Source organism: Acinetobacter yuyunsongii (assembly GCF_041021915.1).
GTDB lineage: Bacteria > Pseudomonadota > Gammaproteobacteria > Pseudomonadales > Moraxellaceae > Acinetobacter.
The window spans coordinates 1,282,326-1,294,803 of the sequence record NZ_CP157435.1 but is presented as its reverse complement, the minus strand read 5'-3'; the positions used below and the strand labels follow the sequence as shown (position 1 = coordinate 1,294,803).

At 38.3% G+C, this 12,478-nt stretch carries 9 protein-coding genes, 2 pseudogenes and 1 other annotated feature; of the genes and pseudogenes, 5 read left to right on the top strand and 6 right to left on the bottom strand.

The genetic code is table 11. From position 1 onward, the window contains the following. Positions 1-102: 102 nt before the first annotated feature. Positions 103-462: a hypothetical protein gene (locus tag ABLB98_RS06175; protein WP_087545230.1), complete on the top strand. Its 360-nt coding sequence runs from the start codon at positions 103-105 to the stop codon at positions 460-462. 185 nt (positions 463-647) lie between these two features. Here the strand turns inward: ABLB98_RS06175 and ABLB98_RS06170 are convergent, their stop codons facing one another. The 4 genes from ABLB98_RS06170 to ABLB98_RS06155 all read right to left on the bottom strand — a co-directional run bounded on the left by ABLB98_RS06170 (position 648) and on the right by ABLB98_RS06155 (position 4,302). After that, positions 648-1,430 carry a DUF2520 domain-containing protein gene (locus ABLB98_RS06170; protein WP_348883621.1) on the bottom strand — a complete coding sequence of 261 codons (783 nt, stop codon included), beginning with the start codon at positions 1,428-1,430 and terminating at the stop codon, positions 648-650. 131 nt (positions 1,431-1,561) lie between these two features. Then, positions 1,562-2,794, bottom strand: a complete 1,233-nt coding sequence (locus ABLB98_RS06165) for a dihydroorotase (protein ID WP_348883620.1) — start codon at positions 2,792-2,794, stop codon at positions 1,562-1,564. 12 nt (positions 2,795-2,806) lie between these two features. Then, positions 2,807-3,823 (bottom strand): aspartate carbamoyltransferase catalytic subunit, encoded by a 1,017-nt coding sequence (locus ABLB98_RS06160; RefSeq protein WP_005159617.1) that lies wholly within the window; start codon positions 3,821-3,823, stop codon positions 2,807-2,809. A gap of 119 nt (positions 3,824-3,942) precedes the next feature. Further along, positions 3,943-4,302 carry a hypothetical protein gene (locus ABLB98_RS06155; RefSeq protein ID WP_348883619.1) on the bottom strand — a complete coding sequence of 120 codons (360 nt, stop codon included), beginning with the start codon at positions 4,300-4,302 and terminating at the stop codon, positions 3,943-3,945. A 337-nt stretch (positions 4,303-4,639) separates the two neighbouring features. Between ABLB98_RS06155 and rlmKL the strand changes: the two genes are divergently transcribed. Beyond that, positions 4,640-6,844, top strand: a complete 2,205-nt coding sequence (rlmKL, locus tag ABLB98_RS06150; RefSeq protein WP_348883618.1) for a bifunctional 23S rRNA (guanine(2069)-N(7))-methyltransferase RlmK/23S rRNA (guanine(2445)-N(2))-methyltransferase RlmL — start codon at positions 4,640-4,642, stop codon at positions 6,842-6,844. 16 nt (positions 6,845-6,860) lie between these two features. Here rlmKL and ABLB98_RS06145 read toward each other — a convergent pair whose 3' ends face one another. After that, the gene (locus tag ABLB98_RS06145; RefSeq protein WP_005159609.1) at positions 6,861-7,280 is read right to left on the bottom strand and encodes a hypothetical protein; all 420 of its coding nucleotides are present in this window, start codon (positions 7,278-7,280) and stop codon (positions 6,861-6,863) included. Positions 7,281-7,446: 166 nt separating this feature from the next. Beyond that, complete coding sequence (clpB, locus tag ABLB98_RS06140) at positions 7,447-10,026, bottom strand: ATP-dependent chaperone ClpB (protein WP_348883617.1); 2,580 nt, start codon at positions 10,024-10,026, stop codon at positions 7,447-7,449. A 253-nt stretch (positions 10,027-10,279) separates the two neighbouring features. On the opposite strand from clpB, the gene ABLB98_RS06135 reads away from it, so the two are divergent. From ABLB98_RS06135 to ABLB98_RS06125, 3 genes and pseudogenes are all read left to right on the top strand, one after another. After that, positions 10,280-11,005, top strand: a complete 726-nt coding sequence (locus ABLB98_RS06135; RefSeq protein ID WP_348883616.1) for a peptidoglycan DD-metalloendopeptidase family protein — start codon at positions 10,280-10,282, stop codon at positions 11,003-11,005. A gap of 12 nt (positions 11,006-11,017) precedes the next feature. After that, positions 11,018-12,251, top strand: a pseudogene (locus tag ABLB98_RS06130) (IS3 family transposase). Continuing rightward, positions 11,293-11,409, top strand: a sequence feature (AL1L pseudoknot). It overlaps the preceding pseudogene by 117 nt. Positions 12,252-12,283: 32 nt before the next feature. Continuing rightward, positions 12,284-12,415 (top strand): annotated as a pseudogene (locus tag ABLB98_RS06125) (M23 family metallopeptidase); the annotation flags it as partial. Positions 12,416-12,478 lie beyond the last annotated feature (63 nt).

Sequence of the window (12,478 nt, the reverse complement as noted above, 5' to 3'; positions counted from 1 at the left end):
AAACAGATAATTTTTACATCCCTTTAAGAAGTTATCGTTTCATAAACAATGAGTGCTATTCACTATAATGATTTAACTCAATGATGAAGATAGGTTGGTTTTATGGAAAAAATACTGCAATGCCCCAAATGTGGTTCTACAGAAATCGAAGTACGTGATCATAACAAATTACTAAAAACAACAGGCGGAGTTCTAATGACAGCGGCGGGAACTACGGCTGGAACAGTGGGTGGAGCTGCAACAGGTGCATCAGTTGGTGCCACGATTGGTACTGTAGCAGGTCCATTAGGCGTCATTGTGGGTGGGACTATTGGAACATTTGTAGGTGCAATTAGTGTCGGAATTACTGGAGGAATCGCGGGTAATATTTTTGGGAAAAAAGCAGGTGTGGCGATCGACAAAAATATTTTCCAAGACTATCTTTGTCTCAAATGTAAACATCGTTTTAAACAGAAAAATTGATTAAGCTTGAGGCACATTTACATTCTTTTTTAAGCTGATATTTAACAAATGATATCAGCTCAATGTATTTACAGATAATCGCTCGATTTTCTAGAATACAAATACATGATGTTCTAACATCTCTTGATATTAAAAATCATTCAAATTTTGTCCATCACAAATAAAATGAAATGGTTTCCCTATCATTATTTTCCGTGTAAATGTCGTTTCATAATACCTTCACTTAAAAGTTTATAAACATCCACAAGATCGCTTCCTGAATTCTTTTCTAATAACTGTTGATGCATTTTTAAAATATTTTCATCACCACGCATTGCAGGACCTGTTTGCATTTCTTTAGGATTATTGATCGTTGCTTTTTGAGCAGTTTCTAAAATCAATGGATAAAGTAAAGAAAAATCAACCTGTTGCTCATCAACAATTTGTTTAGAAAGATCATAACAGTAATTGCTAAAATTACATGCAAAAACAGCAGCCATGTGTAATGTCTGACGTTGTTGAGAACTATATTGATAAACCTTCGGAGTCAGACTATGTGCTAATGAAGCGAGCAACTCCAAGTCATTGTGCCGAACTGCCTCGACAAACATAGGTGTTTCTGCCCAATCAATCGCACGCTCATGACTAAAAGTTTGTAAGGGATAAAATACGCCAGATCTCTCATGTACTGTTGAAAGCACCTCTAAACTGGTACTTCCTGAGGTATGAACAATTAATGCTTGCTGTAAATAATGATTAATTTTCTGAATAACATTAGCTATGGATTGGTCAGATATAGCAATAATAACGAGATCAGTATTGGGATTTAATTGATCAAAATGATTAATCCCAGTAGCTTCCACTAAAGATGCTAAACGATTTGCTTTTTCTAAATCACGACTAAAAACTTGTACAATCTGGTGATCAGGATGTAATACTTTTGCTAAATGATAAGCAACGCGTCCTGCACCAATAAATGTAATTCTCATTTTTATTCGACCTATATACAAGCAAAGCTATCCATTATTAAATTATTTACGGAAAATTTCTAATAATGAATTAAATCACTAAAAAGTTAAGCAGAATAAGTCACAAAACCTATTCTGCTCAGAAACAAAGTTTAGATGAATGTCTGTACCGCTTTACCTTTCAATGTCTGGCCTAGCAAAGGTGTATTTTTACCTTGAGATAAAATTGTCTCTTTTGATACTACCCACTCTAGTTCTGGATCAACCAACACCCAACCTGCTTCTTGCTGCCAACGTTCAGTCATATTTGCAACCTGCGCTGGAATTGAAGTCACTTTTTCAACCCATTCTAATGGTTCAAATAGACTTTCTTGAATCAGTTGTACACCCAAAGCTACATAAGTATCAAAAGCCGTTATTCCTGGTTGTGTTTCTGCAAAAGGCGCCATTTTTGCTGAGCTACTTAATGGTTCATGATGAGTACAAATTGCATCTATCACGCCTTCTTTCACACCTTGACGTAATAATGCTTTATCTTGCTCAGAACGTAATGGTGGGCGAACATGCGCAAGTGAGTTAAAACCATCAGTGAGTTGTTCAGTTAAATGTAACTGATGCATCGCAACATCCGCAGTGACTGGCAAACCTTTGGCTTTAGCTGCGCGAATCAAATCAACTGACGCACCACAAGACAATAAACCAAAATGTGCTTTCACGCCTGTTGCTTCAATCATCAAAAGGTATTTAGCAATTGCAACTGTTTCCGCGATCGCTGGAATCATTGGTAAGCCTTGACGAGAAGCGATAAAACCTTCGTGCGTGCAACCATCTTTTGCAAGCTGTGGCTCTTCGGCATAGAAGACAACGGTCAAATCCAAACCAGCAGCATACTCAAGAGTACGAATCACAACATCATCATTTTCAAATGCTGCATTGGCATTAGAAACAGCAGTACAACCACCTTTCTTTAAACCTGCCATATTAGCCGGCTGCTTCCCATTCAAACCTTGAGTTTGTGCACCAATAATATGTAGATAAATACCACCATCTAATTGTGCCTTTTCAATCAGACCATGAATAAGTGCGCCATTATCTTGTACGATAGGTTTTGAGTCTGGTGGAGTAATGACATGTAAAATACCATTTGCACGCGCAGCTTTACCTTCTGACTTTAATGTCCCATGTTGTTGTTGCCCTGGCTCACGTAAGCGTGCGCACAAGTCAACCATGGTTGGCATCAACCATTTACCTTGACCGTCAATCGTTTCATCAATTTGATCTGCGCTATCAACGAATTTACCATTCTTAATATAAACCGTTTGAACTTGATCAGTTTTTTGAATTGGATCGAGCACACGGACATTTTCAATTTTTACAATACTCATGTGATCTATCCTTTAAAGTGCAATCGCTTCAATTAAACCTTGTTCTTGTAACTGCCCTTGCATCGCAAGTGCCAGTACCGCCATTCGTACTGCAATACCGTTGGTTACTTGTTTCAAAATAACCGATTGATCTCCATCCGCAATACTTGAATCAATTTCAACACCACGGTTCATTGGACCAGGATGCATAACGATGCAATCAGGTTTAGCGAGCGCCAAGCGTTCTTTATTAAGTCCATACATTTTGTAAAATTCAGATTGTGAAGATAATGCAGGTGAATCAATACGCTCATTTTGAATTCGTAATGCAATAATCACATCACAGTCTGTTACGCCTGCATCCATTTTATTAAACAGGCGTACATTTTCGCCATATTCATTAAAACCAACTGGTAACAGCGTATTTGGTGCAATCACGCGAATATCTTTGCAACCTAGTGTTTGTAAAGCAGCCACATTGGAACGTGCTACACGCGAATGTTTAATATCACCAATAATCGCCACAGTTAAGTCTTCAAATGGCTTCTTGGTTTCACGGCGAATGGTCAGCATATCTAGCATCGCTTGCGTTGGGTGCGCATGACGACCATCACCTGCATTAATAATCGCAACTTTCGGGCATACATCTTTTGCAATAAAGTGAGCCGCACCCGAAGATGAATGACGAACTACGAAAATATCCGCAGCCATCGCTTCCAAATTCCAAAGCGTATCACGTAACGTTTCACCTTTAGAGGTACTTGAACGTGCAATATCGATATTCAGAACATTTGCAGACAAACGTTTTGCAGCTGCCTCAAATGTAGTGCGAGTTCGAGTAGAATTTTCAAAAAAAAGATTCATTACCGTCAGCCCTTCTAATAACGGACGGTTAATCAAATTATTATTGTCGTCTAAAAAACTTTGTGCGGTATCTAAAATCTTGGTCAGGCTTTCTTTAGAAAGACCTTCAATGGTTAAGAAGTGCTTTAAATTTCCTTGTTGATTCAATTGAACCTGACTTGGTTGATGCAGGGCTGCAATATGCATAAAAGATTCCTATAGGTCGAATCACCAAAACTTGCATAGTGTAGCCCAATTTCTCTACTTTCGCAGAACAACTTTTCACCATTATGTTGCATTAAATGAGAGAGTTGCAACAGATTCGGCTAGCGGAGCGCACCAATATAGTGATGCGATACTTGTGCCCGATAGATTTCCTCTTCAGTGACTTCGGCAAAGTAAAGTTCTTCATCATTTGTTTGCTTTGGTTCTGCTACAAATAGTGTTGGTTCAGATTCAGGATATAAATCAAGCAAATGACTTAAACGCTCAACATAATGCGCTAATTCGGCATCGCGCGTTTCCAGTGCAATTTGCATAATATATCTAGCATAAGCTTGGTCATGCACCAAATACATCACATCAATCACACGACTACAGACTCGTCTTAAACGCACATACATTTGAGTTGCAACAGAAAAAGCTTCGGCATTTAGTACAAGTTCATGGTTCGTATTTGCTTTCATAAAGTCCTCACATCGTTGGGAGAAGTATTTCTTGATAATCCAGCTTTAGAAAGCAAAATATGTACCAACCATTCAAAACAAATAAAAATTATTTTATGACATGGTGAACTTATCTGATAAGTAAAAAACATATGCTGAAAATTTAAAGCAAAGACGTGATTCAATCTAAATAAGTAATACCGTATTACTAATCCAAAGAGTTTCACAATATGCCTTAGACCACAAATTAGAATTAATCTATGGAACATAATAAGGCTAAACATCAAAAGAAAAACCGTATTTCTCTTCCAAAATCAGTTAAAATAGTCGATTGCTAAAAATGTTTTTGGAAATTTGAATGAACGCTAAACCACGTCTAACAGACTATTGGGTGACCTGTGCTGACGGGCTTGAAACCTTATTACAACAAGAACTTGAGAATTTAGGCATTCAAAATATCCAACGTTTTGCTGGGCGTTTAATATTTAAAGGCACACTTGAGAATGCCTATCGCGTTTGTATGTGGTCTCGTTTAGCCTCTCGTGTGTTGTTACCAATACATACCCATGAACTTGAATTCACACATGACGCGCGTGATGTTGCAGAAGAACTCTACGAGGGTGCGATTAGCTTTGATTGGTCTCTTGTTTTTGCACCACAAAGTACCTTTGCTGTTCGCCTACATGTAGAACGCGAAATTAAAGTCAATACACAGTTTGCTACACTACGAGTTAAAGATGGTGTTGTTGATTCATTTATGGAGGCGGTTGGCAAACGCCCAAGTATTGATATTAAACAACCCGAAATTACACTTTATGTATTGGCTGGCAAAACTGAGCATACTTACTGCCTAGATTTATCAGGTGATTCTCTGCATAAGCGTGGCTATCGCCGTTTTATGACCGATGCGCCAATTAAAGAAAATCTGGCAGCGGCAATTCTACAAAAAGCTCAATTAGCACAATATCAGCCTGACATTATTCTTGACCCAATGTGTGGTTCAGGAACATTCATTATTGAATCATTAATGATTTTAACCGATCGTGCACCAGGCTTAGTACGTCGCTTTGGCTTCAATGGTTGGCATGGACATGATCGTGAATTATGGTTATCACTGAAAGCAGAAGCAGCAGAACGTCATGCAAAGGCTTTAGAGCAACCTCTACCCAAGTTTTATGCCTACGATGCGGATTGGGAAGCGGTTAAAGCCACTCGCCAAAATATCATTGCAGCAGGTTTTGAAAAAATACTCGAGCAAATTCAAATTGAAGAACGGACTTTAGCAGATTGGGATGATTTCCATGCTGAAGGTAAAAAAGCCTTTGTTGTCACCAACCCTCCTTATGGGGAACGTTTAGGTGATAAGGCCTCTAGTCGATCATTCTATTTAGGTTTATCAGGATTATTACAGAAGAATTTTCCAAATCAGCCTGTTGCCGTGATTGCAGCACAAATTGAACAAGCAGATGTACTGGCTATCACCGAACCTCAAACTTTACGTTTGATGAATGGTAAATTACCAATCTACGTGCGTTTTGGTACCATCAAGCCAGCAACCGTCACCCAACCTTTTTTGGCAACATGGCAACCTCAGCAATTTGAAAAAATTGAAGGTGCAGAAGACTTTACTAATCGTTTGCAAAAAAATATGCAAGCCTTAAAAAAATGGGCTGTGAAAGAAAATATTTTTTGCTTACGTTTGTATGATGCCGATCTACCTGATTTTAACATTGCCATCGATTTATATGGAGATCGTTTGCATGTTCAGGAATACGCACCACCAAAAACAATTGATCCTGAAAAAGCAAAAAAACGTTTTAATTTGGGTTTAGCTGCCATTCGTGCAGTGACTGGCTTAAATCGTGACGCAATTTTTATCAAAACCCGTGCAAAGCAAACGGGAACCAATCAATATGAGAAACAAAGCACTGCGTCTAAACGTTTTATTGTGCAGGAAGGCAAAGCTAAAATTCTCGTCAATTTAACAGACTATTTAGATACTGGTTTATTTTTAGATCATCGTCAAATTCGTCTAAGAATTGCCAAAGAAGCACGTGGCAAACACTTTCTTAATCTTTATAGCTATACCTCAACTGCTAGCTTACATGCAGCACTTGGCGGTGCAGCAAGTACCACCAGTGTCGACCTATCAAATACTTATTTGAATTGGTCAAAAGAAAATTTTGTATTGAATGGTTTAACGGTAGATCATGCTGATGAACAACATATGTTCTTTTCGAGTGATTGCTTTGAATGGTTAAAAGAAGGTCATGAACAATATGATCTCATCTTCATTGATCCTCCAACTTTCTCTAACTCAAAAAAGTTTTATGGTACATTTGATGTACAGCGCGATCATATTTCCCTGCTTAAACGTGCAATGAATCGTTTAACCAGTGATGGTACTTTGTACTTCTCAAATAACTATCGTGGGTTTGAGTTAGATGAAGAAATCGAAGCAATCTATCATGTCGAAGAAATTACTTCTGAAACGATAGGCTTAGACTTTAAACGTAATCAAAAAATTCATCGTGCTTGGAAAATCCAACATAATCAAATTTAAGGAATGATTTTTCTCATTATTTAAATGTGAATTTGGTTCTTTTTACATTAGGAGAATCAAACTCATAAATCATGAAGTTATCTGGAGCCTCATCATGGGGCTTCATACTTGCTTTCTTCTTTTCCCGCACATCCATTACAGACGTTTTCTTTTGTTCTTCATAAGGTGATAAAGCACCTTCAGCAAGCATACTGATCCTTATTTCACGCAAATTACGGTCACTCAATATGCGTTGAGAACGCCAACGTTCTTCCTCTGGCTTCATCGCATCTCGTTGAGCTTTTTCGATAATATTAGGCAAGGATCTATTTAATGCACCTGTTTGTAAGGCTAAAGTTCCCTCTGTCATCGGCTGTGCAGCCGAACCAATTAATGGTAAAGCCGTAAAGAATACAATTACACCAATATAAGTGTAATAATGCTGCTTATTCTCCATTTTAATTCATCCTGAATTTTTTTCTTATTTATTCCGAAACTAGCAAGCTTTTCATAAAATCGCAATGTCATTGGTAATATTCCTTAAGAAATCAGATAAATTGCACTGATATAAAAAAGATGGCGATTTTCATCGCCATCTTTTTAGCCAATCATTCAAATTAGATTTAGCTAAGTTTCATTTTATCAAACACAAGCTGACCACTATCACCTTTAATCAGAATATTATCTCCGGGCTGGAATTCACCAGATAAGATTTTCTGAGCCAAGTTATTTTCAACTTGTTGCTGTATTGCACGTTTTAGTGGTCGTGCGCCATAGATTGGATCAAAACCAGCATCAATCAATAGATCAAATGCACTATCATCGACAGTTAAAGCCATATCTCGTTCGCTCAGACGTGAACGTAAACGATCCAATTGAATATCCGCGATACCACGAATTTGAGCTTTTTTCAACGAATGGAAAATGACTAATTCATCAATACGGTTAATGAACTCTGGACGAAAATGCTGAGTTACAGCGCTCATGACCACTGTTCGAACTTCCTCATCAGTTGCACCTTCACCTAATTCACGTACATCTTGTGAGCCTAAATTAGATGTCATCACAATGACCGTATTTTTAAAATCGATAACACGACCTTGAGAATCAGTTAAGCGACCATCATCCAATACCTGTAACAGGATATTGAATACATCTGGATGAGCTTTTTCCACTTCGTCAAATAACACTACACTATATGGCTTACGACGAACAGCTTCTGTTAAAACCCCGCCTTCTTCATAACCCACATATCCCGGAGGAGCACCCACTAAACGGCTGACAGAATGCTTTTCCATAAATTCAGACATATCAATACGAATCATGGCATCATCACTATCAAACAAGAAGTTTGCTAACGCTTTAGTTAACTCAGTTTTACCCACACCTGTCGGTCCAAGGAATAAGAATGATCCACTCGGACGATTCGGATCAGATAAACCTGCACGTGAACGGCGGACTGCATTGGAAACTGCAACCACAGCTTCATGTTGCCCAACTACACGGTTATGTAAAAACTCTTCCATATTCAGTAGTTTTTCACGTTCACCTTGTAGCATTTTCGCCACAGGAATGCCTGTTGCCGCACTCACTACTTCAGCAATTTCATTTTCAGTCACTTTGGTACGAATTAGCTTCGGTTCTTCATTTTCCTCAGCGACTTCCGCTTGTTCCAAGCGTTTTTGCAACTCAGGAATCACGCCATATTGTAAGCGTGCTGCTTCAGCCAAATCACCTTCACGTTTTGCTTTTTCTAAAGCAACACGGGCTTGATCCAATTCAACTTGAGCTTTCTTATCACCTTCAACGAGTGTCTTCTCGGCTTTCCAAATTTCCTCTAGATCATTATATTCTTTTTGCTTTTCAGCAATTTGCTGTTCAAGATGATTCACTTCAGCTTTACTGCCAGCATCTTCATCTTTCTTCACTGCTTCTAATTGCATTTTCAATTGGATTAAACGGCGATCAAGTTTATCTAAAGCTTCGGGTTTAGAATCGATCTCCATTTTGATACGTGAAGCAGCTTCATCAATTAAATCAATGGCTTTATCAGGCAATTGACGATCCGTGATATAACGATGCGACATTTTTGCAGCTGCAATAATTGCTGAGTCTAAAATTTGCACGCCATGATGCGTTGCATATTTTTCTTTTAGACCACGTAAAATCGCAATGGTATCTTCCACACTTGGTTCATCAACGAGTACTTTTTGGAAACGACGCTCTAGAGCAGCATCTTTCTCAATATATTGACGATATTCATCTAAAGTTGTTGCTCCAACACAACGCAACTCACCACGTGCTAAAGCAGGTTTAAGCATATTACCTGCATCCATTGCACCATCGCCTTTTCCTGCACCTACAAGCGTGTGTAATTCATCAATAAATAGAATGACTTCACCTTCTTGTTTTGCAAGATCATTCAAAACGGCTTTCAAACGTTCCTCGAACTCACCGCGATATTTAGCACCTGCAAGCAACGAACCTAGATCCAAAGACAATACCCGTTTACTTTTTAGACTTTCAGGAACTTCACCATTAATAATTCGTTGCGCTAGACCTTCAACAATCGCAGTTTTACCCACGCCAGGTTCACCAATCAAGACTGGGTTATTTTTAGTTCGGCGTGATAAAACCTGTATCGTGCGACGTATTTCATCATCACGACCAATAACTGGATCAAGCTTACCAGCCAAAGCACGTTCTGTTAAATCAATGGTATATTTATTCAATGAATCGCGTTGATCTTCATGATTATTGCTCATGACTTTGTCATTTCCTCGAATATTTTCAATTACTTTGCGTAAACTATCTGGTGTTACCCCAACGCTGTTTAATATCGTTTTGGTTTCACCCGTTTCCGCTAAACTTAATAACACCCAATCTGTTGATAAGAATTCATCACCTGCTTTTTGCGCATAACGATCAGCTAAATTTAAGATCTTTACCGCTTCAGGATTAAGATTAATATCTCCAGTTGGATTTGATAAAGTCGGTGCATTTCTTATTGCTTGTTCTAACTTTTGTTTCAACTCTGGCAAGCGTGCACCTGATTGCTGCAACAAACTTAAATTGGCAGGCTCTTCTAGTAAAGTCGATAAAATATGAATACCCGCAATAGAAGTATGGTCTTTACCCATTGCCAATGACTGTGCATCTGAAAGAGCTTGCTGTAGACGGTTCGTAAATTTTTCAAAACGCATTCTTGTTATTCCTCACAACAAATTTTTAACTTACCACTAAGATGGGAACACTTTTTAAAATTTCAAATCAAATTTATATATTTTTCAATATTTTGTTTAAATTAAACTTTATAAAACTCAGTAATAATATGGGTATACAAACAATCTATTTCAAGTATATTTTGTATAATTTTCTATCTATTCTGATTTAAACAATATCCATATTGTTATTTTACAGTGAAACTTTTAACTTAAGACTTTACTTCATTTAAAAATGATCGTTATGCATTTAAGAAGAATTGTAATAGCTAGTATTTGCCTTTTCCCTATTCAGATAGCTATCGCTCAATTACCACAGAATTCACGACATGCAGGCGGTATAGCCGTTATTCCAGTTCCATCAACGATTACCCAAGTTTTCTATGAGAAAAAACCGATTCTAATTACACAAGAAGGCACTCAACGATACGCTATTTTTGGAATTCCTCTTTCTACCCCATTGGGAACGTTAAGCCTAGCAACCAATACTATGCCCATAGAGATTGAAATACTGCCATATCAATATGCTGAACAACACCTCAATGTAAAAAACCAAGACTACGTCAACCCCAATCAGGAGCGGTTGGATCGTTATGCGCGTGAAGCAAAGGAGCAAAATGACATCTACACTTCATTTAACCCAAGCATATGGACAACATTTCCAAGTTTTATTCCACCAACAGCAGGAAAATTTAGTAACTCATTTGGACGCAAACGTTTCTTTAATAATGAAGAACGCGCCCCACATTCAGGTCTAGACATTCCAGCACCAATTGGCCAAAAAGTTGTAGCGCCAGCAGATGGCATTGTCGTTCAAACTGGTGATTATTTTTTCAATGGTAAGACTGTTTTGATTGATCACGGTCAAGGTTTAATCAGTATGTTCTGCCATCTCAGTAAAATTGAGGTTTCAAAGGGACAACTGAACCGTACCGGGTTTGTCGGAGAGTCAATATTCTGAGAGACTATCCCGATGACAAAATTAAAATATACCCCTGAAATCAGAGAAAGAGCGGTTCAATTATTGATTGAATCTGAAAAAGATTATCCTTCTACTTGGGCTGCAATCACAGCAATTGCGCCTAAGATCGGTTGTACTCCTGAAACACTTCGTGCCTGGCATCAAAAGCATTTAGATCAGCAAAATCCTATTAAAGTACAACAGATATCTGATCAAGAAAAAATGAAGCAAATGGAACGTGAAATTAAAGAATTAAAGCGTGCCAATGAGATTCTACGTAAAGCAGCCGCTTTTTTCGCCCAGGCGGAGCTCGACCGCCCACACAAATAATGGTGGATTTTATCCATAATAATAAAGAGCTGTACGGAGTCGAGGCGATTTGTAGAATTTTACCGATCGCACCCTCAACCTATTACCGGACTCTAGATCTCTGCGAAAATCCAGAACATCGAGCAAAGCGAGATTTACATGACTTGCATCATGCTGAGGAGATTAAACGAATTTGGAAGGAAAGTTCAGGTCGGTATGGTGTACGTAAAGTCTGGCAAAAACTGAAACGTGAAGGCTATATTATTGCACGCTGTACTGTTGCTCGATTAATGAAAAAGCTAGGTATACAAGGTGTTTGGCGAGGTAAGAACAAACAAACCACCCGTAGCCGAGATGACCAAAAACGAGCAGATGATTTAGTGAAACGTAATTTTAATGCTGATCATCCTGACCCTTGCGAAGCAGTGCTTCTCAGGTGAGTGACTTTACGTATATTCAAACTCATTCAGGCTGGGTATATACCGCATTTGTTATTGATGTGTTCTCACGAGCAATTGTTGGATGGAAAGTATCTACACGGATGAATACAGATATGGTGCTCGATGCATTAGAGCAAGCATTGCACGACCGAGGCATGCCAAAGAATGTGATTCATCATTCCGATAGAGGTGTTCAATATCTTTCTATTCGCTATACCAATCGTTTAGAAGCTGCAAATTTACGAGCATCAGTCGGTACGACTGGTGATTCATACGATAATGCTTTGGCTGAAACGGTGAATGGCTTATACAAAACAGAGGTGATTGAATATTTAAAAGCAGATTGGCAAGGTTTAGCAGATGTACAACTTGCGACACTAAACTGGGTAGATTGGTTCAATAAAAAGCGTGTACACAGTGCACTGGGTTATGTATCGCCTTTTGAGTTTGAAGCAATGTACTATGATAAGATTAACCCGTTAGGTCAGGTGGCCTAACTTAAATAAAAAAGTCTCCGACAAACCCGGTACGGTTCAAACATATTACTCAAGGTGAACTTTTAGGTTTAGTAGGAAATACAGGTCGAGTCACTGGTCCACACTTACATTGGGGAATGAGTTTAAATGATGCACGGGTAGACCCACAATTATTACTGAAATAAAAACTATGTCGATAAAAAAGTGATCTAAACAAATAGATCACTTTTTAGTTAAACTTAATAATT